General features: G+C 68.1%; 20 protein-coding genes and 1 riboswitch. Of the genes, 4 read left to right on the top strand and 16 right to left on the bottom strand.

Annotation, left to right across the window (positions count from 1 at the left end):
* Positions 1–33 precede the first annotated feature (33 nt).
* Both WFH23_RS01685 and WFH23_RS01680 read right to left on the bottom strand, forming a co-directional pair.
* Positions 34–1,119, bottom strand: coding sequence for a thiamine ABC transporter substrate-binding protein (locus WFH23_RS01685; protein WP_336661375.1), 1,086 nt, complete (start codon positions 1,117–1,119; stop codon positions 34–36).
* Positions 1,113–1,221: riboswitch (TPP riboswitch) on the bottom strand. (Overlaps the previous gene by 7 nt.)
* A gap of 6 nt (positions 1,222–1,227) precedes the next feature.
* Complete coding sequence (locus WFH23_RS01680) at positions 1,228–3,123, bottom strand: cell division protein PerM (protein WP_336661374.1); 1,896 nt, start codon at positions 3,121–3,123, stop codon at positions 1,228–1,230.
* 100 nt (positions 3,124–3,223) lie between these two features.
* On the opposite strand from WFH23_RS01680, the gene WFH23_RS01675 reads away from it, so the two are divergent.
* Complete coding sequence (locus WFH23_RS01675) at positions 3,224–4,213, top strand: epimerase (RefSeq protein WP_336661373.1); 990 nt, start codon at positions 3,224–3,226, stop codon at positions 4,211–4,213.
* A gap of 6 nt (positions 4,214–4,219) precedes the next feature.
* Here WFH23_RS01675 and WFH23_RS01670 read toward each other — a convergent pair whose 3' ends face one another.
* The 7 genes from WFH23_RS01670 to WFH23_RS01640 form a co-directional block, all read right to left on the bottom strand.
* A complete protein-coding gene (locus WFH23_RS01670) occupies positions 4,220–4,990 on the bottom strand; it encodes an ABC transporter ATP-binding protein (protein WP_336661372.1) in 771 nt (256 codons plus the stop codon).
* Positions 4,987–5,799 carry an ABC transporter permease gene (locus WFH23_RS01665; RefSeq protein WP_336661371.1) on the bottom strand — a complete coding sequence of 271 codons (813 nt, stop codon included), beginning with the start codon at positions 5,797–5,799 and terminating at the stop codon, positions 4,987–4,989. The genes WFH23_RS01670 and WFH23_RS01665 overlap by 4 nt, the downstream gene beginning before the upstream one ends.
* A 21-nt stretch (positions 5,800–5,820) precedes the next feature.
* Positions 5,821–6,819, bottom strand: coding sequence for an aliphatic sulfonate ABC transporter substrate-binding protein (locus WFH23_RS01660; protein ID WP_336661370.1), 999 nt, complete (start codon positions 6,817–6,819; stop codon positions 5,821–5,823).
* A 174-nt stretch (positions 6,820–6,993) separates the two neighbouring features.
* A complete protein-coding gene (gene sucD / locus WFH23_RS01655; protein WP_090147185.1) occupies positions 6,994–7,896 on the bottom strand; it encodes a succinate--CoA ligase subunit alpha in 903 nt (300 codons plus the stop codon).
* Positions 7,897–7,926: 30 nt separating this feature from the next.
* Positions 7,927–9,093 (bottom strand): ADP-forming succinate--CoA ligase subunit beta, encoded by a 1,167-nt coding sequence (sucC, locus tag WFH23_RS01650; RefSeq protein ID WP_090147183.1) that lies wholly within the window; start codon positions 9,091–9,093, stop codon positions 7,927–7,929.
* 84 nt (positions 9,094–9,177) lie between these two features.
* A complete protein-coding gene (locus WFH23_RS01645) occupies positions 9,178–10,173 on the bottom strand; it encodes a GGDEF domain-containing protein (RefSeq protein ID WP_336661369.1) in 996 nt (331 codons plus the stop codon).
* Positions 10,174–10,204: 31 nt separating this feature from the next.
* On the bottom strand, positions 10,205–11,164 hold the full coding sequence (locus tag WFH23_RS01640) for a GGDEF domain-containing protein (protein WP_336661368.1): 960 nt from the start codon (positions 11,162–11,164) through the stop codon (positions 10,205–10,207).
* 230 nt (positions 11,165–11,394) lie between these two features.
* Between WFH23_RS01640 and WFH23_RS01635 the strand changes: the two genes are divergently transcribed.
* Positions 11,395–12,036, top strand: coding sequence for a TetR family transcriptional regulator (locus WFH23_RS01635; RefSeq protein WP_200329782.1), 642 nt, complete (start codon positions 11,395–11,397; stop codon positions 12,034–12,036).
* Positions 12,037–12,122: 86 nt separating this feature from the next.
* On the opposite strand, the gene WFH23_RS01630 is transcribed toward WFH23_RS01635, so the two are convergent.
* The gene (locus WFH23_RS01630) at positions 12,123–14,693 is read right to left on the bottom strand and encodes a UvrD-helicase domain-containing protein (protein ID WP_090147173.1); all 2,571 of its coding nucleotides are present in this window, start codon (positions 14,691–14,693) and stop codon (positions 12,123–12,125) included.
* An 89-nt stretch (positions 14,694–14,782) separates the two neighbouring features.
* Between WFH23_RS01630 and WFH23_RS01625 the strand changes: the two genes are divergently transcribed.
* Positions 14,783–15,802 (top strand): asparaginase domain-containing protein, encoded by a 1,020-nt coding sequence (locus tag WFH23_RS01625; protein ID WP_336661367.1) that lies wholly within the window; start codon positions 14,783–14,785, stop codon positions 15,800–15,802.
* Between the two features lie 39 nt (positions 15,803–15,841).
* On the opposite strand, the gene WFH23_RS01620 is transcribed toward WFH23_RS01625, so the two are convergent.
* Entirely contained in the window at positions 15,842–16,888 is a 1,047-nt protein-coding gene (locus tag WFH23_RS01620) for a glycerophosphodiester phosphodiesterase family protein (protein ID WP_336661366.1), read from the bottom strand.
* Between the two features lie 124 nt (positions 16,889–17,012).
* On the opposite strand from WFH23_RS01620, the gene WFH23_RS01615 reads away from it, so the two are divergent.
* Complete coding sequence (locus WFH23_RS01615; RefSeq protein WP_336661365.1) at positions 17,013–17,837, top strand: Bax inhibitor-1/YccA family protein; 825 nt, start codon at positions 17,013–17,015, stop codon at positions 17,835–17,837.
* Positions 17,838–18,320: 483 nt separating this feature from the next.
* Here WFH23_RS01615 and guaA read toward each other — a convergent pair whose 3' ends face one another.
* The 5 genes from guaA to guaB all read right to left on the bottom strand — a co-directional run bounded on the left by guaA (position 18,321) and on the right by guaB (position 24,119).
* The gene (guaA, locus tag WFH23_RS01610; RefSeq protein WP_090147490.1) at positions 18,321–19,904 is read right to left on the bottom strand and encodes a glutamine-hydrolyzing GMP synthase; all 1,584 of its coding nucleotides are present in this window, start codon (positions 19,902–19,904) and stop codon (positions 18,321–18,323) included.
* An 8-nt stretch (positions 19,905–19,912) separates the two neighbouring features.
* Positions 19,913–20,422 (bottom strand): DUF3817 domain-containing protein, encoded by a 510-nt coding sequence (locus WFH23_RS01605; RefSeq protein ID WP_200329788.1) that lies wholly within the window; start codon positions 20,420–20,422, stop codon positions 19,913–19,915.
* 55 nt (positions 20,423–20,477) lie between these two features.
* Positions 20,478–21,326, bottom strand: a complete 849-nt coding sequence (locus WFH23_RS01600; RefSeq protein WP_336661364.1) for an SURF1 family cytochrome oxidase biogenesis protein — start codon at positions 21,324–21,326, stop codon at positions 20,478–20,480.
* A gap of 10 nt (positions 21,327–21,336) precedes the next feature.
* Complete coding sequence (locus tag WFH23_RS01595; protein ID WP_090147161.1) at positions 21,337–22,458, bottom strand: GuaB3 family IMP dehydrogenase-related protein; 1,122 nt, start codon at positions 22,456–22,458, stop codon at positions 21,337–21,339.
* Positions 22,459–22,616: 158 nt separating this feature from the next.
* On the bottom strand, positions 22,617–24,119 hold the full coding sequence (gene guaB, locus WFH23_RS01590) for an IMP dehydrogenase (RefSeq protein WP_090147159.1): 1,503 nt from the start codon (positions 24,117–24,119) through the stop codon (positions 22,617–22,619).
* Between the last annotated feature and the right edge of the window lie 47 nt (positions 24,120–24,166).

The following is a 24,166-nucleotide window of genomic DNA, read 5'->3' as shown; positions in this document are numbered from 1 at the left end:
CACGTGGGGCGCCTCGGCCAGTCGGGCGGATGATCAGAGGCCGATCTGCTCGCTCAGGGCTTTGAGCCAGTCCTCGCGACCCGACTCGATCTCGCGGGAGCTGAGGTCGTGCGTCCGCCCCGGCGCGGGCGACGGCGCGAATTCCGTCCATGCCGAGGGCAGTTCCACAGCCGCATCGACGGGGTTCATGTACATCGCGTCCGGAATGGTCTGCTGGAACTCCTGCGACACGAGATAGTCGACCACGGCCTCGGCGCCGGCCTCGTTCTGAGCACCCCTCAGCACCCCTGCGTACTCGACCTGCCGCGTGCACGTGTCGAGCAGCGCGGCAGTGCTCGACGCCGTGCCAGCCTCGTCGACCGTGAAGGCCGGAGACGAAGCGTAGGAGACCACGATCGGCCGCGTACCCGCTTCGCCGCCCTGGGTGAACTGACCGTAATACGCGTCGCTCCACCCCTGCTCGATGCGCGCTCCATTGTCGACGAGCCGCTGCCAGTAGTCCGCGAAGCCGTCCTCCCCGAATTCGGCGACGGTGCCGACGAGGAACGAGGCCCCCGTCGACGAAGCGGTCGGGTCGAGCAGCACGGTGAGATCGCGATACTCCGGCTTCGCCAGGTCGTCGTAGGTTCGCGGCTCCGAGATCCCCTGATCCGCGAACCAAGCGGTGTCGATATTGATGCAGGTCGCGCCATGGTCCACGGCGACGAGGCCGGAAGCCGGATCGCCGTCGACGGCGAACTGCTCAGCGCCCTCGGGCAGCTGCGCTGGAGCGTAGTCGGCGACCACGTCGTTGTCGATGAGACGCGAGGCGAAGATGTTGTCGACGCCGAAGAACGCATCGGCGATGGGCGCACCCTGGGTGAGTACGAGCTTGTTCGTGAGCTCTCCCCCGTCGCCGGCCGAGACGACCTGTACGTCGTACCCGGTCGCTGCGCTGGCGGCCGCAGCGAAATCATCGTTCGGGAACGAGTCGTGGACGGCGAGCGTCACCGTCTTCGTATCCGGCGCTTGCCCCGCACCGCTCGCGCATCCGCTCGCTCCGAGGCAGAGCAGTGCCCCGAGCGCGAGCGCGGGCAGTGCGCGGTGCCGCACACGATGAGAATTGGGCGTAGGCGTCATTGAGGCGTCCTTCCTCCGCTGGCATGAACCAGATCAGGTGAACGGTCGGAGCTCGCGTGCTCCCTCTCAGCCCCGCGCGCCGGGACTCCCGTGGATTGCCCTCTTACCCTAGTGCCCTCGCCCCGGCCACCGCCAACCCGATCGACGTTCGGGCTTCGGCTCCTCCGCCGCGTCGTCGCTGGGCGTCGCCTCCGCGTCCCACGAATAGGCCTGCACGAGTGTCGCCTCGTCGATCAGCTCGTCGGAATCGCGACGGGCGTCGGGTCGTGACTCCGCCTCGCCCTCGTCCGAGGCATCATCGACTGTCGGCTCGTCGGAGCCGGAACGCAGCGGTTCGGCCGGCACGAAGGCCTCGGTATCGAACGCCTCGGTATCGAACGCCTCCGTGTCGAAGGTCTCGGTGTCGAACGTCTCGGTGCCGAACTCTTGACCGTCGCTCGCCTCGGCACGGGTCGGCTCAGTGCCGAATGCTTCGGCGTCGAAGGCCGCAGTGTCGAACGCGTCGGTTTCGTCACCTGCGGTACGCATCGCGTCGATCTCGTGCATGTCGGCGGTCGCGTCTTCGACAGCGCGCCGTCCTCTGGCGGCATCTCGATCCGCGGCCAGGACGAGTGCCTCGTCGACCGTCGTCTCGAAGTCGACGTCGTCGCGGTCGCCACCGGCGTCGGCACCGGCACCGACGCCGGCACCGGGAGCAGGGTCTGCGGCTGCTGCTCGGCCAGGCAGCAGACCGCCCGACGCAACCGCCGCTGGAACGACGGATGGCAGCGCGGCGCGGAACTTCGCCGCGTCAAAGCGTCCCGCGATGACGCCGATGAGCAGGCCCCCGCCCACCTCGAGCGCGATGAGCCCCCCGGTGAGCCAGGGGTCGGGGCCGTTCGACGCGAGGCGATCCGGCCCCATCGACCCGCGCGCAAGGGCGCTCAGGCCGGCGACGGAGAGTCCTGACAGCACCGCGGCGAGCACCGTGATCGACACGGCGGCCTGCCACGAGGCCCGGCGCATCCCTGGTCGGCGCGCGAAGAGCACGCCGAGAGCGAGCGCGGCGATGACCAGTACTCCCGGGGCCAGCGCCCCGCGCTCACCCCAACCGTCGGGAAGCACGCCGAGCATGGGCAAGGCTGGGAGCGGGCCGAGCAGCGTTTCGAATGGGGTGACCGAGCTTCCGGCGCCGATCTCGAAGCCGGCTCCCGACATCCACGCGAGGCTCCACACGATCGCCAGCGGCACGAGCGCCAGTTGCGCGAGGAACAATGTGAGCGACCCGATGGGATCGAGCTGCAGACTCTGCGCCAGCGCCGTGACATCGGCATAGCCGACCGCCACAGCGACGGCGAAGCCCAGCGCGGCGATACCGAGCATCAGCGCGAACGCTGCCGCCGCGAGACGAAACATCTCGGCCGCACGGCTCGGCAATGCTGCTCCGAACCGGACCCCCAGGTATTCGAGCCCGCGCAACGCGATCCTCACGCCCGACTCCCACCACGGGTGCCCGTCGCGCCCGGCACGCACCAGGAACGCCGCGCACGACGCGGCACCGTACACGGCGGCGGCGCTGAGCGCTGCCTGGACCGCTGAGCCTTCGATCAGGGGCGCGGCGAGTGCCGCTGCGGCGAGGGCGACGGCCCCGAATCCGACGGCGCCGCCGAGCACGCCCATGGCGCCGACCCCGCCACGGCCGGCGAACCGCCATCCCGCGCGCAGTGCGAGCAGCACCGAGATGAGCGTGATGCCGAGAGGAACGAGCGACAGGGTGAAGCTGAGCGCTTCCGGCGCGAGCCCCAGGCCGAGCGCCGTCTCCGCTGACAGCGAGAAGTGCAGCGGCACGAAGTGCGCCAGCAGCCAGATGCCCGTCACGTCGGCCGCGACCGACGCCGGTTCGGCCGCGAGGCCGAAGGTGATGACCCAGACCAGCACTGCGGGAACCGCGACGACGGCGATTCCGGCGAGCGCCACGGCGACCGCCTCGATTGCGGCGATCACCGCGGTCACCAAAGATCTCATTGCCAGAATCTTACTCCGAGCGGTGCCCCGGATTCCCTGGTCCCACTGCCGTAGGGTGAGGGGTCAGCTCTCGAATCGCGCACGGGAAGGCCGGGCACTCATGCCGCACGCTCCGCTCCAACGCTCGGCCGACGCACCGCAGGGGCGGGTCGTGATCACCGGAGCGGGCGGCTTCATGGGCCGATATCTCGCGGACCGGTACCGAGATGCCGGGCGCGACGTCATCACGGTGGGTCGGTCCGGATCGAACATCAGCTGGAACGACGCCGCTGCACTCCGCGACGCAGTGGACGGCGCGTCGCTCGTCGTCGGCCTGGCGGGCAAGAGCGCGAACTGCCGCTACACGGCTGCGAACCGCGCCGAGATCATGCGATCCCGCGTCGTCACCACGCAACGGCTCTCGCGGGCCATCGCTTCGGCCGCCGACCCTCCGCCGGTCTGGTTGAACGCCTCCACGGCGACCATCTACCGGCACGCCGATGACCGCCCCATGACCGAGGCCGGCGGCGAGATCGGTTCGGGCTTCTCGGTCGGCGTCTCGCAGGCGTGGGAAGCGGCGCTGATGCGCGATGCACTGCCCCGCACGCGTCGCGTCGCACTGCGCACCGCGATCGTGCTCGGCTCCGGTGGGGTGCTTCCGACGATTCGCGCTTTGGCTCGCCTCGGTATGGGCGGATCGCAACTCGACGGCCGCTGGCCGGTGACCCGGGCTCGTCGGCTCGCGGGCACTGCGCACCGGTTCGCTGCGCGCGGCGGTTCGCAGATGTTCAGCTGGATCCACATCGAAGACGCCGCGCGGGCCCTCGATTTCCTGGAACAGCGTCCAGAGCTCGACGGCGCCGTGAACCTGAGCGCACCGAACCCGGTCGACAACCGCACCTTCCTGCGCACGGCGCGCAGCGTACTCGGGGTCGCGATCGGCCCGCCGCTGCCCCGCTGGGTGCAGGAGGTCGGTGCGATCGCGATCCGCACCGAGACGGAACTCGTGCTCAAGAGCCGGTGGGTGCTGCCCGAACGATTGGGCCGGTCGGGGTTCACGTTCCAGTACCCCGAGCTCGAGCCCGCGCTGCGTGCGGCGTATCGCAGGTGACCGCTGCTATTCGGCGCCGTGGATCAGCCCGAGGATGCGGTCTTGCAGATCCTGGAACTCGACGGTGCGCTCGGACGCCAGGGTGCGCGGCCGCTCGATCGGCACGTCGACGATCTGCTGCACACGGCCCGGACGCGGACTCATCACGATGACGCGATCGCTCGTCACTACGGCTTCACCGATGTCGTGGGTCACGAGGAGCACGGTGATGCGGTGCCGTTCCCACACCTCGAGCAGCAGTTCTTGCATGGTGCGGCGCGTGAGAGCGTCGAGCGCCCCGAACGGCTCGTCCATGAGCAGGATCTCCGGTCCGTAGCTCAGCGAGCGCGCAAGTGCGACGCGCTGCTGCATGCCGCCCGAGAGCTCGACCGGCCGTGCGCGTTCGAAGCCGTCGAGGCCGACGAGGCCCAGGAAGTCCCGAGCCCGATCCGCCCGATCGGCCCGGGAGAGGCCCCGCTCGCCGCGCAACGCGAATTCGACGTTCTGCTGCACCGTCAGCCACGGCATGAGCGTCGCGTGCTGGAAGACCACACCGCGGTCTCTGCCCGGCCCCGTGATCGGAGCACCGTCCACCTCGAGCGTGCCGGACGTCGGTTCCTCCAGACCGGCGATGAGCGACAGCAGCGTCGACTTGCCGCAGCCGGAAGCGCCGACGATCGAGACGAATTCGTTCGTTCCGACCTCGAGGTCAACGCCCTCCAGAGCCGTGACGCTCCCGAATCGCTTCACGATGCCGGCCGCCCGCAGTTTCGGCGACGCGGGGTGCTGAGCGCTCATGGGCGACCCTCCTGATACGCGAACATGCGCCGACCGGCCGCGCGCATGGCCTGATCGAGAATCAGCCCGAGCACACCGAGCACGAACACGTACCCGATGATCAGGTCGGTCTCGAAGAATCGCTGCGCCACCGTGATGCGGTAGCCCATGCCACTTGAAGCGGCGACGAGCTCTGCGACGACGAGCCAGGTCCAGGCCCACCCGAGCGTGATTCTCAGCGCGTCCCAGATGCGCGGCATCGCCGACGGCACGACGATCCGCACCAGCAGTTGCCCCCAGCTCAGCCCGAGGGTCTCCCCCAGACTCACCAGCGTCCGCGGGGTGCGCCGCACCGCGTCGGCCACCATGAGCACCTGCTGGAAGAAGGTGCCCATCCAGATGATCAAGAACTTCTGATTCTCGTCGATGCCGACCCAGACGATCGTGAGTGGAACGAATGCGACGACCGGCATGTACCGGATGAAATCCATGAGCGGCTCGAGCGCGGCTTCCACCCGGGCGTTCACACCCATGAGCGTGCCGACCGGGATCGCCATGACGGTCGCGATCACGAAGCCCATGAGAATGCGGAAGGAGCTGACCCCGACGTCGCTCCACAGCTCGCCGTTCGCAACCTGCCGGCCGAGAGCCTCAAGCACCGCGCCGGGGCCAGGAAGGAACATCGGGTCCGCGAGACCCGTCGCGCCGGCCGCCCACCACACGGCGATGAGCAGCACGAACGTCGTGCTCGCGATCGCGAGGTACGCCGGGCGCCCGATCGGTCGTCCGATACGCGCACGCCGACGCCGCAGCGCCGGAACGGTGTTCACGGGTCCCGCCATGATTGCCGGTTACTCCCCGAGGAACTCGGCGCGGATCGCGCTCGTCGCGTCGACATCGCCCGAGATCAACCCGATGCGCTGCGCCACCTCGGCGAGAGCCGGCAGCGTCTCGTCGGCGTAGTCGCCCGAGAGCTGATCGCGGTTCTCGGCGAGCGAGTAGTAGTGCACGCCGGCGAAGGCGGTTTCAAGATCGGCAGGGTCGGAGCCCACCCCTGCGGCGATGATGCCCTGCGCGGCCTCGGTGTCGCTCTCGTAGTACGCGACGGAATCGTCCCACGCGGCGAGCACGTCGCGCACCTCGTCCGGACGCTCGTCGAGCACGTCGTTGCGCACGACCAGCACGTCCGTGATGAGCCCGGGGAACTCTCCGGCGGTCACCACGGCTTCGGCTCCGGCGTCCGAGCCGAGCGCCTCGCTGATGTACGGCTCGTACGTCACCCCGGCGTCCACGCGGCCGGCGAGCAGCATGGGCGTCACCTTGTCAGCAGACGCCTCGACGACCTCGATGTCGTCGAAGTCGAGGCCGGCCTCCTCGAGCGCTTCGGCGATCAGGATCTCGCTCGTGGCGCCCTTCTCAAACGCCACCGTCTTGCCCTTGAGCCCCGCCACATCATCGATGCCCGAAGTGCTCAGGATCGCGTCGGCTTCAGTGGCCGAGTCGAGCATGAGCACGATCGAGACGTCCACGCCCTCCTCGATGAACTGCAGTGCGGCCTGAGCGCCCACGTTCGCCATGTCGAGGCGATCGGCGGCGAGCGCGGCGTTCACGTCGGAGTCGGCGTTGAAGCTCGACAGCTGCACGTCGACTCCGCGGTCCTCAAAGAAGCCCTGGTCCTCGGCGACGTACCACTGCCCGTATCCGAGCCAGGGCTGCGTGCCCATGCGCAGCGCCTCGCCGGACGCTTCGTCGGACGAGCCGCCCGACTGCGTCGAGCAGCCCGTGAGTGCGAGGGCGATCGCTGCCGTTGCGGCGGCGGTGAGGGAGAGCGTGCGGGGGAGGCGGGTCACGGCGGTCCTTTCGAAGTGGCGCGGCCGGGGGGGGGGGCGCGCGGAGGCGCGACTTCGCGCACAACCTCTCCAGTTTACGGGAGACTGCGCGGATTCGTCCCGTGCTCCTTCCGAACGCGAGCGGGGCGGTCTCCCAAAGGAGACCGCCCCGCGCTGGCCGGGTTGCGCCGGTGCTTACAGTGCGTTGAACGCCTCGCGCAGCAGGTTCGCCGTTTCAGTCGGCGTCTTGCCCACCTTCACGCCTGCAGCCTCGAGGGCCTCCTTCTTCGCCTGCGCCGTTCCGGCCGAACCGGAGACGATCGCACCTGCGTGGCCCATCGTCTTCCCCTCGGGAGCCGTGAACCCGGCGACATAGCCGACGACGGGCTTCGTCACGTTCGCCTTGATGTAGTCGGCGGCGCGCTCCTCGGCGTCGCCGCCGATCTCGCCGATCATCACGATGGCGCGGGTTTCGGGGTCGGCCTCGAACGCGGCGAGCGCGTCGATGTGCGTCGTACCGATCACCGGGTCCCCGCCGATGCCGATAGCCGTCGAGAAGCCCAGGTCGCGCAGCTCGTACATCATCTGGTACGTCAGTGTTCCCGACTTCGAGACGAGGCCGATCGGGCCCTTGCCGGTGATCGTGGCCGGCGTGATGCCTGCGAGCGCCTCGCCCGGGGTGATGATGCCGGGGCAGTTCGGGCCGATGATGCGCGTCTCGTTGCCGGTCGCCTGGGCGTGCGCCCACAGCTCGGCCGAGTCCTTCACCGGCACGCCCTCAGTGATGATGACGAGCAGGCCGATTCGGGCGTCGATGGCCTCGATGGCGGCGTCCTTGGTGAAGGCCGGCGGCACGAACGCCACCGATACGTTCGCCCCGGTGGCCTCCATCGCCTCGGCGACCGAGGCGAAGACGGGAAGCTCGACGGTTGCGCCGTCGGCGTCGACGTGCGAGACGGTGGTGCCGGCCTTGCGGGCATTCACTCCCCCGACGACGTTCGTCCCTGCGGCGAGCATGCGCGCGGTGTGCTTGGTGCCCTCGCCGCCGGTGATGCCCTGGACGATGACCTTGGAATCCTTGTTCAGGAAGATCGACATGGTGGTTCTCCTACAGTCTTTCGTCTCGGCTCAGCGGGCGTTCGCGAGTTCGGCGGCCTTGTCGGCGCCCTCGTCCATCGTGGCGGCCTGCGTCACGAGCGGGTGGGCAGCCTCGTTGAGAATCGCGCGGCCCTCTTCGACGTTGTTGCCGTCGAGACGCACGACGAGCGGCTTGTTGGCGGCGTCGCCGAGCTTATTCAGCGCGCCGACGATGCCGTTGGCGACCGCATCGCAGGCGGTGATTCCGCCGAATACGTTGACGAACACCGACTTCACCTGCGGATCGCCGAGGATCACGTCGAGTCCCGCCGCCATGACCTCTGCAGACGCGCCGCCGCCGATGTCGAGGAAGTTGGCGGGCTTCACGCCGCCGTGGTTCTCGCCCGCGTAGGCGACGACGTCGAGCGTCGACATGACGAGCCCGGCGCCGTTGCCGATGACCCCGACCTCGCCGTCGAGCTTCACGTAGTTCAGGTCCTGCGCCTTGGCCTTCGCCTCGAGCGGATCCTCGGTCGACTTGTCGGCGAGCTCAGCGTGCTGCGGCTGACGGAAGTCGGCGTTCTCGTCGAGGGATACCTTGCCGTCGAGGGCGATGACGTCGCCGGCGCCGGTGAGTACGAGCGGGTTCACCTCGACGAGCGTGGCGTCTTCGCCGACGTACACCTCGTAGAGCTTCTGGAAGACGGGAACCACCTTCGGGATGAGCTCCTCGGGGAACTTCGCGGCCCGGGCGATCTCCTCCGCCTTCGCAGCGTCGATGCCCACGATCGGGTCGACGGCGATGCGCGCGAGCGCTTCGGGCTTCTCCACCGCGAGCAGTTCGATCTCGACGCCGCCCTCGACCGAGGCGAGCGACAGGTACGAGCGGTTGGCACGATCGAGCAGCACGGAGAAGTAGAACTCCTGCGCGATGTCAGCGCCCGCGGCCACCATGACGCGCTCGACGACGTGTCCCTTGATGTCGAGTCCGAGAATCGACTGCGCCGCCTCGAACGCCTCATCGGGGGTCTTCGCGACCTTCACGCCGCCGGCCTTGCCGCGGCCTCCGGTCTTCACCTGCGCCTTCACGACGACGACGCCGCCGAGCTTCTCGGCAGCCGCGCGCACCTCTTCCGGGGTGTCGGCGACGATGCCGGCCAGTACCGGCACCTCGTATCGTTCGAATAGATCTCGTGCCTGGTACTCGTACAGATCCACGTACTGTCCTTTGCTTGGGAGTCGGGGTGATCCGAGGCAGAAAAATGTCTCGATGTCGAGGTAACTCGACCGGTGCTCAGCCTATCATCGCGTGATGGGCGTCCCTCGACCGCCTCCCGGCTTCGCGCGATACAGCTCGGCGTCCGCCCGCGCGAGCACCGCGTCGAGCGGTTCGCCCGCGCGGGCCGTCGCGATCCCCCACGACCATGAGAAATCGGAGTCCGTCCGAAGCCTCCCGAGCTGCTCCTCCACTGCGGCTGCGTCGCCGCGGAAGACCAGCGCGAACTCGTCCCCGCCCAGCCGCGCGACGAGCCCGCCTCGACGCGCGGTGTTGCCGCGGCGGCCCACCAGCTCGTTCCACGCATCCACGCTCGCCGAGAGCGCGGTATCGCCGGCCAGATGCCCACCGGCATCGTTCACACCCTTGAAATCGTCGAAGTCGAGCATGGCGACGGTGACGGGTTCGCCGCTGCGGGCCGCTCGGCGCCGCACGACCCCGGCGAGTTGCTGCAGCCCGCGACGATTCAGCGCCCCGGTCAGGGAATCGAGTCGCGCCTCCTTGCGCAATTGACGCTGCACGGTTCTCGCCCCTTCGAAGCAGAACAGCGCGACGAGGATCGCGTAGCCGACCATCATCCTGGGGTCGGATACGCCGTTTCCGAGGTCGGGATTGAGGTGCAGGATGAACAGGAGGCGCACGACACCGAGCCCGATGAGGGCGCGACCGAGCAGCGCAGGGTAGAACCACCCGATGTACAGCGCGATGAGCGGAAGCTCGAGGAGAGCGTTGATCTCGGCGTGCACATGGATCGAGGCGAGGAGGAAGTAGGTCGACAACGACTCGATGCCGGCGAACATGACGAGCCCGGCCCAGAGCGGGTACCGGCGCCCGAGCACCAGCGGCAGCACGGTGGCCACGATGTAGAAGGTGAGCCACAGCGAGACTGCAGATCGGTTGAGGTGCGGGTGGGGCAGGAGGAGATCGAAGACGAAGACGGTTGCGAGCAGCAGCGGGACGGCTGCGCTCATGTACGAGAACGGCGTCTGCCTGCGGTCGAAGCGCTCCCACGCGTCGCGCACGACAGCTCTCGCGCTTACGCGGGGCCGGCGGCTATCCATGCGGCACCTGCCGCTTCAGCCGCTTCTGCGCGTACAGCGCCGCGTCGGCGCGCTGCAGGAGTGCGGCGAGGTCGTCGCCGGCGGCGTACTCGCTCGCACCCCACGACCACGGGTGCGTGGACGCGGCCTGCAAACGCTCGACGATGGCACTCGTTTCCGCGCGATCCGTATCGGGGAGGAGGATCGCGAACTCGTCGCCGCCGAGCCTACCGATGACGTCGCTGCTGCGCAGTTCGCTTCTCCATGCGCTCACGGTCGTTTCGAGGGCCCGGTCGCCGGCGGCGTGACCGTGCGCGTCGTTGACCTGCTTGAAGCCGTCGAAGTCGATGGCCAGCAGCGACATCGGAGTGGTGCGGCGTCGCAGCCTGACCGCTGCCCGCTCGAAGAACGGGGCCCGGTGGAGAGCTCCGGTGAGCGCATCGGTGGCATCGACGCGTTTCGCTCGACGCCAGAGATAGTTGCCTGCGATGTAGCAGAAGAGCAGACTCAGCAGGCCGTGCACCGCCACGGGGGCGCCGATGCGTCCCTCGGGGTTGAAGAGCGGGTTGGAGACCATGACCATCCCGAACACTGCCATGCACAGCGCGATCAGCGGCAGGGCGAGACGCGGCCGCACGAACCAGCCGAGGTAGAAGGCGACGATGGGCAGCTGCTGCAGCGCGGAGATCACCGTTTGCGGGTCGTCGGCGAGGCTCAGGAAGTAGGCCTGGGCCGCCAGGAAGATGAAGACGGCGACGATGCCCACCCACCGCGGGAGGCGCCGTCCCAGGAAGAGCGCCGTCACGGCACTGGTCAGGGTGATGACGAGCAGCGCCCAGTTCAGCGCGCGATGCTCGATGTAGTCGGGGAAGAGCAGGTCGACCGCGAGCGTGAGCGACATGATCACGGCGGCGAAGGTGATGTACCACGAATGCGCGTCGTGTCTGCGGAGGAATGCCGTCGCCGAGGGCATACTCCGCCCTCCCTTCGATGCGGTGCGCATCCCCCGTCTTCCCCAGCCGTCCGGGTATAGGGTACACACTTCCGCGATCGGGGCATATGGCGAGATTCTCGGTTCGATGCAACATTCGCCGTACATCTTCCGTTCTCTCAGCGATGAAGAATACACTCGATCGCGCTACGGCCGCCGGCCTCCCCGCTCCGGGGCGGGTATTCGAGTCGGCGCGGCAGGAGAGAAGTCACGTGAGCACTACGGAGGAGGCCCGCCCCGAGGGCCTGCGAGCACGCAAGCGCCGGCGCACCGAGAACGCCATCGAGTCATCGGCGGTGCAGCTCGCCCTAGAGCTCGGCGTCGAGCACGTCACGGTCGATGCCATCTGCGAACGCGCCGATATCTCTCGGAGCACCTTCTTCAACTACTTCCCGTCCCGAGACGATGCGATCGTCGGGCGAGCGATCGACATCCCGGACGGCGAAGCCGCGTTCGCCGTGCTCGACAGCACGCCGGACGATCTTCCGCTGGGTCTCTTCCGTCTGCTCTTCGCGGCCATCGGCCACCGCAGCGTCAATGCCGACATTGCGCGGGATCGAGGCCGTCTCGTCGCCGAGCAGTACGAGGCCGGGCGTTTGATGATGATCTCGATTCTGGAATCGGGCTACCAGCTCGACGCGGTCGCGGTGGCGTGGCTTCGGGCGCACCCGGAGCACGCGAAGCTGGACTCGCCGCAGCGAGAGTCGGCGCTGGCCCTCGCGCTCGTGCATGGCGCGATGACGGCGCAGATGGCCGAGTGGACGGCGGGGAGCGGCGACGTGAGCGCCGACGAGTCGGACTTCTTGCGCATCGCGGCCGACTTCCGCCGACTGCTCGGCGCGAACGCGGCGTAGGCGTAGGCGTAGGCGTAGGCGCCGCGTTCCCTCGCGCCGCAGCGTTCTAACGTGCGTCGCCCAGGTATTCAACGAGCGGCGCCTACTTATTCGACGACCTTCTCGATCGGTGCGAGCTTCACGAGCAGCTTGCGCTCTCCGACGGTGTCGAATACCACGTGGGCGATGCGCTTCGTTCCGGAGCCCGAGATTCCCGTGACCCTGCCGTCGCCGTACTCGTCGTGCCGAATGCGGTCTCCTGTTGCGAGCTCGAGGTCGCCGTTGTCTCTCACCGAACCGCCGACGAGGTTCGGGAAGCCACCCCCGCTCGCTTGAGCCTCCTTCGCAAGTCGCTTCCGTTCGCGCCACTTGTCGAGCGCGGATTGCATGTTCCCGCTCGCGGGCTCGCTGACTGCGGCCGATCCAGACCCTCCTCCGCCTCCGGAGAACGACACTGCGGAGTCCGTACGGGTGCGCGACCAGGATCCGTTCGATCCCGGTGAGCGGGGTGCGTTCAGCGCGCGCGAAGCGGTCCCGCCCCGTCCGGTCACCTCGCCCGGCGACTGCCGCCAGTCGATGAGCCCTTCGGGGATCTCCTGCAGGAACCGCGACGGCATTGCGACGGAGACGTCGCCGAACGTCGCACGGGTCGAGGCGAGTGTGAGGTACAGACGCTCGCGCGCTCGCGTGATGCCGACGTACATCAACCGGCGTTCCTCATTGATGCCACCGATCTCATCGACAGACATCTGGTGCGGGAGGAGTCCTTCTTCGACTCCCGTGATGAAGACGGCTGCGAACTCGAGGCCCTTTGCCGTGTGCATCGTCATCAGCGACACGGTGCCGCTCGAATCGTCGAGGTCGTCGGCGGCGGCGACGAGACTCACCTCGGTCAGGAATGCGAGCAGACCCGCGCCGGGCTGCTTCACGTCGAACTCGCGCGCCACGGCGAGGAGTTCCTCGAGGTTCTCAGCGCGCGCATCGTCTTGCGGGTCGCGCTTCGCCCGCAGCTTCTCGATCATGTCGGTCTCGTCGAGCACCAGCTTCATCACGTCGCCGACGGGGGCTGGGACGGCGTCTTCACCCGCAACGTCGGTCGCACCGCCACCGGCGGCCATCCGTGATGCCCGCACGAGCATCTCGCCCAATCCGCGGACGGTCGCGCGGATCTTCGGGCCGATCGCCGTGACCTCCTCCGCTCGCAGCATTGCTTCGTGGAACGACAGGCCGTTGGCTTCCTGGAAGTTCGCGAGATGGGCCTCCGCCATCGCGCCGACCCCGCGCTTCGGAGCGCCGAGGAGGCGCGACCACGCGATGGGGTCGTACGGGTTCGCAATGCTCGTGAGGTACGCCATCGCGTCTTTCACCTCGGCGCGCTCGTAGAACTTCGTGCCGCCGAGCACGCGGTACGGAATGGCGGATCGGATCAGCAGCTCTTCGAGGGCGCGCGTCTGGGAGTTCGTGCGGTAGAAGACGGCGATGTCGCTGTAGGCGACGCCCGCGCGGTGCAGGTCCTCGATCTCCTCCGCGACGAAGCGTGCTTCATCGTGCTGCGAGTACCCGGTGAAGCCGACGATGCGCTCGCCGTCGCCCTCCGACGTCCACAACCGCTTCTCCTGGCGGTCGAAGTTGTTGCCGATCACGGCATTCGCCGCTGACAGGATGTTCTGCGTCGAGCGGTAGTTCTGCTCGAGTTTCACGACCTCGGCGCCGGAGAAATCGCGCTCGAACTCGACGATGTTGCGAATGTCGGCGCCGCGGAACGCGTAGATCGACTGATCGGAGTCGCCGACGACCGTCAGGCTCGCGGCGGGGATGCGGCCGGAGGCGTCGAGCTCGCGCTCGCGCGCCGGCGGCACGAGACGCTCGACCTCTTCCGGTTCGATGGGCCGCGTGAGCTCGCGGATCAGCGAATACTGCGCGTGATTCGTGTCCTGATACTCGTCGACGAGAATGTGACGGAAGCGGCGCTGATAGATCGCCGCGACATCGGGGTGCGAACGGAACAGGTGCACGGTCTGCCCGATGAGGTCGTCGAAGTCGAACGCGTTCGCACGCTTCAGCTCCTGCTCGTACATTCTGAAGATCTCGACGAACAGCCGCTCACGAGGGTCGTTCTCGTTCATCGTCGCCGCGTGCGTCGCGGCGTCGACCAGCTCATTCTTGAGTTTCGAGATCTTCGAACCCGAGTTCGCCGGAGTGAAGCCGTACGTGTCGGCGTCGAGCTCCTTGATGATGCGCTTCAGCAGCGCACGGGAATCGGCGGAATCGTAGATCGTGAAGCCGGACACATAGCCGAAGCGCTCAGCCTCGCGACGCAGGATGCGCACGCACGCCGAGTGGAAGGTCGAGACCCACATGCCCTGCGATGCGTCTCCGAGCAGCCCCTCGATGCGCTCCCGCATCTCGGCCGCGGCCTTGTTCGTGAACGTGATGGCGAGGATCTGGCTCGGCCATGCCTCGCGCTCGCGAATGAGATGCGCGATGCGATGCGTCAGCACCCGGGTCTTGCCCGAGCCTGCTCCCGCGACGATCAGCAACGCGGGTCCACGAGTCGTCACCGCTCGCGCCTGCGCGGGGTTGAGACCGTCGACCAGGGGGTCGTCGGCCGTGCCGTTCGCGCCGGTTCCGCCGCCGACCGGGAGACCTGAAGGGTCGAGAAGTTCGAAGTCGCTCATCGTGCCCCCAGTCTACGAGGCGCCTCGGACATTCGGCCTCGCTGGCCCGGCGCACGGCCAACGCCCTCCGATCCCGCAGAATAGGAGTTATGTCATCCTCCGCCACTCGGCGCCCGTCCGTGCTCGTCTTCGCCACCGGTGGAACGATCGGCATGCGTCGCACCGACAGCGGCCTCGCGCCCGATCCCGAGTTCCCCGAGATCCTCGAAGACCTCGTCGCGCGCATCTGCCTCCCGCTCGGCGTCGAAGCCCGCGTCAACCATCTCTCACCCGCGATCGACAGCGCGAACGCCGACGCCGATACCGCTCCGAAGATCGCACGCGCGGTGCGCGCCCGCGTACGCACTCAGCGCCCCCGCGGCGTGGTCATCACCCACGGCACCGACACCCTCGCGTACACAGCGGCCCGGCTCGCGTTCGAGCTCGGCGATCTCGGCGTGCCGGTGGTCGTCACCGGCAGCCAGCTGGCCCACGGCGAGGAGGGCAGCGATGCGATCGGCAATCTCACGCTCGCCATCCGCGCTGCGGTGAAGGCCGCGCCCGGTTCACCGGCCGCGGTTGCGTTCGGCGGCGACCTGATCCCGGCTGTGCGGGCCACCAAGCACGACAGCGTCGCGCTCGCAGCGTTCCGCGCAGAGCTTCCCCTCGCCGCGGGCGCCGCCGGCGTGCCAGCGCCACCGCCCGTCGACGCCGGATCCGCAGTGCCGAGCGCGCCATCGCGCGTACTCGCGTTTCGATTCGTTCCCGCCGTGACCTCCGATGATCTGCGCGCTTCGGTGGGCGGACGCCCGCAGGGCCTCGTGCTGGAGTGCTACGGCAGCGGCAACGGCCCGATGGCTCGCCCCGGCATGCTCGGCACCCTCCGAGAGCTCTGCGCCGCAATGCCCATCGTCGCGGTGACGCAGTGCACGACGGGCGGCGTCGACCTCAACCGCTACGCCGTCGGCCGTGAGCTCGCCGCGGCCGGCGTCATCGACGGCGGCGATATGACGCTCGAAGCGGCTGCGGGAAAGCTCGGCTTCCTCCTCGACCGTCGCCACAGCGATGCCGACCTGCGCGCCCTCATGCTGCAGAATCTCGTGGGCGAGCGGACGAGCACGCCCGCCTGAACCGCCACGCTCGGCTCAGGCCAGCACGCTGCGCACGTCTCAGGCCGCCGCGCCGTCGCGCATGGCGACGCCCAGATCGGGGTGGTCGACGAACACGCCGTCGACGCCCGAGCTCGCAATCATCGAGAACTCGGCGAGCCAGTCGCCCCACTGCGCCGTGGCCTCCGGTTCCTCCCCCGTGCGCTGAGCATGACTGCGGAAGGCCCGGTTCAAGAAGCGGTTCTCCGGACGCAGCGTCCAGGTGAACACCCGGAGCCCCCTCGCGTGCGCTCGCTCAACCAGATTGGTCGGCCCGAGAGCCTGGCCGAGCACGCCGACGCGCAGCAGATTCGCCTTCGCGACGCTGATGCCGTCGACCCGCCCCGCGAGGAGGTCGAGCCCCGCGTCGCTCCGATACCACGCATAACTGCGCGGCGGCGCCTCTCCGACCGGTTCGTCGGCCGGAGACCCGAAACGCTCCGCGAGGAACACGAAGGCGGCCTGCACCTCCGCAGCACGCAAACGATCGAGCACGCCCAGTTCGAACGACTCGATCACCAGCAAGCCTGCGCGATCCGCCCAGCCGCACGCAGCGAGCTCCGCGTACAGCATCTCTGCGAGATCGATCCCGCGATCCTCATAGAAGCGCGCGTGCTTCACCTCGACCACCACGCCGATGTCACGGCCGGACTCAGCACTGTGCGCATCGACGATCGCGAGCACGTCGCGCAGGCGCAGGATTCCCTCGGCGCCGTCGAACACCGTGTTGTCCGGGCGCACCTGCGGAAGGCGTTCGCGACTTCCGAGCACGGCGAGCTCGTCCCAGGTGAAGTCCTCGGTGAACCATCCGGTCAGCCGTTCACCGTCGACCGTCTTGGTCGTGCGGCGGTCGGCGAACTCGGGGCGATCAGCGACATCGGTGGTGCCAGAGATCTCGTTCTCGTGCCGCACGACGAGCACGCCATCACGCGTCGCGACGATGTCGGGCTCCACGAGATCCGCCCCCATCTCGCACGCGAGACGATAGGCCGACGCCGTGTGCTCGGGGCGGTACCCCGACGCCCCGCGATGGCCGATGATGAGCGGGCGGCGTTCCAGGCTGACCATGGCTTCAGCCTAGGGCAGGCGACCGTTGCGCTCTCGGTGAACGGCGTCCAAGAGTCACAGCCGATCCGAAGCGCCGACTCGATACACTGAGTCAGACCCATACGCCTGGAAAGGATCCTGACGCATGAGCAACCCGGCTCTCAGCAACAACCCGGCACTCAACGGTAAGACACTTACCGCCGATGAGTTGCGCCGCATCTACGAACAGCCCGCTGCGCAGACCCAGCGTCCGGGTGTCGATACTCCCGCGGCGAAGGCGTCGTACGGGGGCATCCAGCATCCCCCGGTCGCACCATCCGACAAGCCGATGACGTACGAGAACACGATCTCGAAGACCGTCATGCTCTTCGTCATCGTGCTCGCCTTCGGTGCCGTCGGATGGTTCATGCCGGCTCTCGCACTCCCGGCCGCGATCATCGGCCTCGTTCTCGGTCTCGTGAACTCGTTCAAGAAGCAGCCGAGCGTGCCGCTCATCGTCTTGTACGCGGTCTTCCAGGGCGTCTTCCTCGGGGGCATCTCGGGCATCTTCGAATCGCAGTGGTCGGGTATCGTCTCGCAGGCGATCATCGGCACCCTGGCCGTCTTCGCGACGGTCCTGATCCTGTTCCGCAACGGCAAGGTGCGCACCAGCCCGAAGATGAACAAGATCTTCATGGTCGCGATCTTCGGGTACCTCGCGTTCTCCCTCGTCAACGTCGTGCTCATGCTCACCGGCGTGAACCAGGACCCCTGGGGCATGCGCAGCGGCCCGCTGGGCGTCGCGATCGGCGCGCTCGCCGTGCTGCTCGCCTCCTACTCGCTGGTCATGGACTTCGAGCTCATTCAGAACGGCGTCAAGAATCGCGTCCCCGAGAAGTGGGCATGGTCGGCCGCATTCGGTCTGATGGTCACGCTGATCTGGCTGTACGTGGAGATCCTGCGCATCCTCGCAATCCTGCGCGGCGACTGACCAGTTCTTCGATACGCACGTCACACGAACGGGCTCGGCGCTTCGGCGCCGGGCCCGTTCGTCTATCTTGGCCTGGCGGGCGCCGCGACCGGGAGGGGCTTTCGGGCCTCCGGCTTTCCCATCTTCGCGCCTTCCGGCATTCGACCTTCAGCGCATGGGCCCTTCCGGCATTTCCGGCCTTACTCACTCGAGCGAGAGCGCAGTTCGTGCGCACGCCGGGCAGAGCGCGGTGCCGAACTGCGCTTTCGCGACCCTGTCGCACCCCTGCTCACCCCACGCAGCCCCCGAGCATCGGTCGCCGCCACTCGATCGCCGGCGATCGAGTACCACCCTGCGCACTTCCACTCCCGCGAGCAACAGAAAAGCCCGGCCGAAGCCGGGCTGCTCTGCTACTCCCACTCAATCGCCGGCGATCGAGTACCACCCTGCGCACTTCCACTCCCGCGAGCAACAGAAAAGCCCGGCCGAAGCCGGGCTGTTCTGCTACTCCCACTCGATGGTTCCCGGCGGCTTCGACGTGACGTCGAGCACCACCCGGTTGACCTCTGGGACCTGATTGGTGATGCGGTTCGAGATGCGCGCCAGCACGTCGTACGGCACGCGCGTCCAGTCCGCGGTCATGGCGTCCTCTGACGAGACCGGGCGCAGCACGATGGGATGTCCGTAGGTGCGGCCGTCCCCCTGCACCCCCACGGAGCGCACGTCGGCGAGCAGCACCACGGGGCACTGCCAGATCGTGTTGTCGAGGCCGGCGATCGTGAGCTCTTCTCGCGCGATCGCGTCAGCCTCGCGCAGCACCTCGAGGCGCTCCCGCGTCACCTCGCCGACGATCCGGATGCCGAGGCCGGGCCCCGGGAACGGCTGGCGCCCGACGATGGCTTCGGGGATGCCGAGTTCGCGGCCGATCGCGCGCACCTCGTCCTTGAACAGCGCACGGAGGGGTTCGATCAGCTCGAAGTCCAGGTCCTCGGGCAGGCCGCCGACGTTGTGGTGCGACTTGATGTTCGCGGTGCCCGATCCTCCGCCCGACTCGACCACGTCGGGGTAGAGCGTTCCCTGCACGAGGAACTTGATGGGCTCGCCCTCCGCTTTGGCCTCAGCGACGAGGTCGAGCTGCACCTGCTCGAACGCGCGAATGAACTCGCGGCCGATGATCTTTCGCTTCTGCTCCGGATCCGTCACGCCCGCGAGGTGGCCGAGGAAGGTGTCAGCGGCTTCGACGGTGACGAGACGCACGCCCGTGGATTCGACGTAGTCCTTCTCGACCTGCTCGCGCTCACCCTTGCGGAGCAGCCCGTGATCGACGAACACGGCCGTGAGCTGGTCGCCGATCGCCTCGTGGACCAACGCCGTCGACACAGCCGAGTCGACGCCGCCCGACAGCGCGGAGATCACGCGGGCGCTGCCGACCTGTTCGCGGATGCGCGCGACCTGCTCGGCGATCACATTGCCGGCGTTCCAGTCCGGCGCGATCCCGGCGACGTGGTGCAGGAAGTTCTCGAGGATCTGCTGCCCGTGGTCCGAGTGCTTCACCTCGGGGTGCCACTGCACGCCGTACAGCTTGCGCTCGGCGGAACCGAACGCGGCGACGGGCGTCACCGCGGTCTTCGCGAGCACCTCGAATCCTTCGGGCGCCGCCTGAACCGCGTCTCCGTGACTCATCCAGACGTTCTGAGCATTCGGCTGCCCGCCGAGAAGCGCCCCGCCGTCACCGACGACGTGCGCATCAGTCGCGCCGTACTCGCGGTCGCCGGTGTTGCCGACGGTGCCGCCGAGAGCGCGGGCCATCACCTGGAAGCCGTAGCAGATCCCGAGCACCGGAATGCCGAGATCGAAGACGCTCGCGTCGAATGCGGGGGCGCCTTCCTCGTACACCGACGAAGGACCGCCCGAGAGCACGATGCCGAGCGGGTTGCGCGCCTGCACGTCCGCAGCAGTGATGGTGTGGGGCACGAGCTCGGAGTAGACGCCGGCTTCGCGCACGCGTCGCGCGATGAGCTGCGCGTACTGCGCGCCGAAATCGACTACGAGAACCGGACGGTGATCCGTCTCCGGCTGTTCTGACAGTGTCGCCATTATCGCTCCAGTGAGCCTTTCGAGGTGGTGGCGGACGATGCCGCAGCGGTCGGGTGTGAAGTGTCGGGCGCGAGCGCGCTCTCGCGAGAATCGAGGAAGCCGTCGACCTCGCGAACGATGCGGGCTTCGAGGAAGAACGACATGAACGGGATGACTCCGCCGAGCGCGATGAGAAGGAACCGCATGAAGCCCCAGCGCATCGGGCTCCACAGCAGGAAGTCGGAGATGAGGTAGACCACGTAGAACCAGCCGTGCGCGATGAGGATCGCCTTGAACAGGTCGAATCCGCTCGCCTGGAAGTCGGATTCGAGGCCTTCGGGCGCGAGCTCGTAGAAGTGCGCGAAGCCGTCTTCGGTGAAGAGGTACAGCTGCACGTTGAACGCGTACTTCATCACCATGACGGCGCAGAGCATCAGCAGCATGACGCCCGTGACCACCGAGGTCACCTTGTAGAAACTCAGGGCTTTGCGAATACGGGGGTAGTCGGCGGGCTTGGGCTGCAGCTGCATGGCTTCCATTCTACGGCGGGCGAACGACACCGATGACCGAGGTGCCGTGGGAGGATCAGGGGGTGGTTTCCGCTTCGAGCAGGAGCATCTCGTGCTCCTTCTCCCACGCGTCTCTCGCGAGGCGATACCAGAAGAAGACGGCGAAGCCGCCGAACACGAGCCATTCGATCGCGTAGAACACGTTCAGCCAGTTCACGGCGTCGGCCGGCAGCGGAGCGACGGAATCGATCGCCTCGAGCGCCGCATCGTCGAGGACGGCGGCTGATCCTGCATCGTCGTGCAGCACCAGGTAGCCGGAGTAGACAGGCCCGTCCACGGAGCCCCAGAGGTTCGCGAGCGCGGCGGGCACCATGGCGTGCATCGTCATCGGGTCTTCGTCCGCGTCGGGCACTCGGGGGGCTTCGGGTGGCATGTACCTGCCCGTGAGTTCGAGGGTCTCTGCCGTCTGGTCGCCGTCGGCGAGCGCATCGGCGGCCCGCTCGGCCTCTGCAATGGAAGGAGCCCACCCCACGGCGACGGCGAGGTGCGCGCCCGGCTCCGCGTCGGGCCCGTCCGTCACCAGGTTGCCGACGACCCACGCCCCGCTCGCACCGCCGTTCTCGCGCGGTGACACGACGGAGAAGTCGTCAGCGACGAACGTCCCGTCGAGATGCACGATGACGCCTGCTGCGGCGTCGGTGACCCCCTGCTCGAAGGAGGTCACGCTCGCGAGCGGCCGCTCCGACTCGGTGTCCACCTGGTCCTGCTGCTGCGACTGGACGGCGATGCCCGCCTGCCACTGCGCGAGCGCTGCGAACGCGACGGCGACGCCGAGCGCCAGCAGGAGGGCGAGGATCCAGCTCGGCCGACGCATCACCTGGGCGAGCGTCGGCTCACCCAGGTATTCCAGCTTGCGCGAAGACACGGTGCGGGGCTTAGCGCTCGGCGTAGACGACGCCGACGCGCTGGAACTCCTTGAGCTCCGAATACCCGGTCGTCGCCATCGCGCGGCGCAGTGCGCCGATCAGGTTCGCACTGCCGTCGGCCACGTTCGCCGGGCCGTTCACGATCTGGGCGAGCGGCGCGACCGAACCGACCTGCACCCGCTTGCCGCGCGGGAGGTCCTCGTGGTGCGCCTCCTGGCCCCAGTGCCATCCGCGACCGGGTGCGTCAGACGCCTTCGCGAGCGTGCTCCCCAGCATCACCGCATCGGCGCCGCAGGCGATCGCCTTGATCAGATCTCCGGAGGTGCCGAGGCCGCCGTCGGCGATGACGTGCACGTAGCGGCCGCCCGACTCGTCGAGGTAGTCGGAGCGCGCACCGGCGACATCGGCGATCGCGCTCGCCATCGGTGCGCGAATGCCCAGTGTGGCGCGCGTCGTCGACGACGCTCCCCCGCCGAAGCCGACGAGCACGCCGGCCGCACCGGTGCGCATGAGGTGCAGCGCCGACTGGTACGTCGCGGCCCCTCCCACGATGACGGGAACGTCGAGCTCGTAGATGAACTGCTTCAGGTTGAGGGGTTCGCGGCCCTCCTGCGAGACGTGCTCCGCCGAGACGGTGTTCCCGCGGATCACGAAGAGGTCGACGCCAGCGTTCACGACGGTCTCCGTGAATTGAGCCGTGCGGTGCGGTGACAGCGCACCGGCGACCGTGACTCCGGCGTCGCGGATCTCGCCGAGCCGCGCGGTGATGAGCTCTGCTTGGATCGGAGCCGCGTACAGCTCGCGCATCCGCGCCACCGCCGCGAGTTCGTCGTCGATGGTCGCGAGTTCCGCGAGGAGCGGCTCGGGATCCTCGTGACGCGTCCACAGACCCTCGAGGTTGAGGACGCCGAGACCGCCGAGCTCGCCGAGCGCGATGGCCGCGGCGGGAGACATGACGGAGTCCATCGGAGCGCCGAGCACCGGGATGTCGAATTGGAAGGCATCGATCGACCACGCGGTCGAGACGAGCTCCGGGTCGCGGGTGCGCCGCGTCGGCACGATGCCGATCTCGTCGAAGGTGTACACGCGCCGTGCACGCTTACCGCGGCCGATCTCGATCTCGTTACTCACCCGCCCAGTCTATCTGGCGGCGGCTGAGCATGCCGAGCGCGCGGGCCGCGTCTACCTGCTGCCGGAGCCGGGCGAGGTGCATTCAGCGGCCGAGACGTGCCCTGCACACGCAGAAGGGCCCGGATCGAAACCGACCCGGGCCCTTCGACGTGCACGTCTCAGCGCTTGTAATTCGGCGCTTCGACGACCATCTGCACGTCGTGCGGGTGCGACTCCTTCAGCCCCGCCGACGTGATGCGCACGAAGTTGCCGCGCTCCTTGAGGTCGGTGATCGAACGGGCGCCGACGTAGAACATCGACTGACGCAGGCCGCCGATCATCTGGTGGCTGACGGCTCCGACCGGTCCGCGGTAGGGCACCTGCCCTTCGATGCCTTCAGGAATGAGCTTCTCATCGCTCGGCACGTCCGCCTGGAAGTAGCGGTCCTTCGAGTACGACGTGCGCTCGCCGCGCGTCTGGAGAGCGCCGAGCGATCCCATGCCGCGGTAGTTCTTGAACTGCTTGCCGCCGACGAAGACCAGATCCCCGGGGCTCTCATCGGTACCGGCGAGCAGGGAGCCCATCATGACCGAGGACGCACCGGCGACGAGCGCCTTGGCGATGTCGCCCGAGTGCTGCAGACCGCCATCGGCGATCACGGGCACACCCGCAGGGGTCGCGGCTTTCGCCGCTTCGTACACTGCCGTGACCTGGGGCACACCGACACCCGCGATGACGCGCGTCGTGCAGATCGACCCTGGGCCGACGCCGACCTTCACCGCGTCTGCGCCGGCATCGACGATGGCTTTGGCGCCCGCGTACGTCGCGACATTGCCGCCGATGACGTCGACGCCAGCGAATGCCGGGTCGGCCTTGATCTTCGCGATGATGTCGAGCACGCCCTTGCTGTCGCCGTTCGCGGTGTCGACGACGAGCACATCGACGCCGGCCTCGACGAGGGCGCTCGCGCGCTTCCATGCGTCGCCGAAGAACCCGACGGCGGCTCCGACGCGCAGCCGACCTGCTTCGTCTTTGGTCGCGAGCGGGTACTGCTCTTCCTTGTCGAAGTCCTTCACCGTGATGAGGCCAGTGAGACGACCCTCTTCGTCGACGAGCGGGAGCTTCTCGATCTTGTGCTTGCGGAAGATCGCCGCCGCGTCTTCTCGGGAGATCCCGCGAGGCCCGGTGATGAGCGGCATGCGCGTCATCGCGTCCTCGACCCGCACCTGGGAGCGGTCCTTCGGATCGATGAATCGCATGTCGCGGTTCGTGATGATGCCGAGCAGCACATCGTTCGAGTCGACGACGGGCAGACCCGACACGCGATACTCACCGCAGATCGCATCGACTTCTGCCACAGAAGCGTCGACGGAGGTCGTCACAGGGTTCGTGATCATGCCGGCTTCGCTGCGCTTCACCCGGTCGACCATCTCGGCCTGATCCTGGATCGACAGATTGCGGTGCAGGATGCCGAGACCGCCGTTGCGCGCCATGGCGACCGCCATGCGGGTCTCCGTCACCGTGTCCATCGCCGCCGAGATCAGCGGGATCTGGAGCCGGATGCGCCGGGTGAGCTGGGTCGAGGTGTCCGCCTCGCTGGGGATGACGTCGGTGTGCGCGGGCAGCAGCAGCACATCGTCGTAGGTCAGACCGGTGAACGCGAAGGGGTCACGCTGTTCCATGGAACCTCTATCTGTGTAGTGGGTGGGGCTCTCAGAGATTCGCGGGC

The organism is Leucobacter sp. USHLN154 (genome assembly GCF_037145595.1).
Lineage (GTDB): Bacteria > Actinomycetota > Actinomycetes > Actinomycetales > Microbacteriaceae > Leucobacter > Leucobacter alluvii.
Note: the sequence above shows the minus strand (reverse complement) of the source record. Positions and strands in the feature narration are given on the sequence as shown.

Coding starts and splice junctions, on each gene's coding strand:
- WFH23_RS01685 (WP_336661375.1), bottom strand. CDS start 1,119: ATGACGCCTACGCCCAATTCTCATCGTGTGCGGCACCGCGCACTGCCC.
- WFH23_RS01680 (WP_336661374.1), bottom strand. CDS start 3,123: ATGAGATCTTTGGTGACCGCGGTGATCGCCGCAATCGAGGCGGTCGCC.
- WFH23_RS01675 (WP_336661373.1), top strand. CDS start 3,224: ATGCCGCACGCTCCGCTCCAACGCTCGGCCGACGCACCGCAGGGGCGG.
- WFH23_RS01670 (WP_336661372.1), bottom strand. CDS start 4,990: ATGAGCGCTCAGCACCCCGCGTCGCCGAAACTGCGGGCGGCCGGCATC.
- sucD (WP_090147185.1), bottom strand. CDS start 7,896: ATGTCGATCTTCCTGAACAAGGATTCCAAGGTCATCGTCCAGGGCATC.
- WFH23_RS01640 (WP_336661368.1), bottom strand. CDS start 11,164: ATGCCCTCGGCGACGGCATTCCTCCGCAGACACGACGCGCATTCGTGG.
- WFH23_RS01630 (WP_090147173.1), bottom strand. CDS start 14,693: ATGAGCGACTTCGAACTTCTCGACCCTTCAGGTCTCCCGGTCGGCGGC.
- WFH23_RS01625 (WP_336661367.1), top strand. CDS start 14,783: ATGTCATCCTCCGCCACTCGGCGCCCGTCCGTGCTCGTCTTCGCCACC.
- WFH23_RS01620 (WP_336661366.1), bottom strand. CDS start 16,888: ATGGTCAGCCTGGAACGCCGCCCGCTCATCATCGGCCATCGCGGGGCG.
- WFH23_RS01615 (WP_336661365.1), top strand. CDS start 17,013: ATGAGCAACCCGGCTCTCAGCAACAACCCGGCACTCAACGGTAAGACA.
- WFH23_RS01605 (WP_200329788.1), bottom strand. CDS start 20,422: ATGCAGCTGCAGCCCAAGCCCGCCGACTACCCCCGTATTCGCAAAGCC.
- guaB (WP_090147159.1), bottom strand. CDS start 24,119: ATGGAACAGCGTGACCCCTTCGCGTTCACCGGTCTGACCTACGACGAT.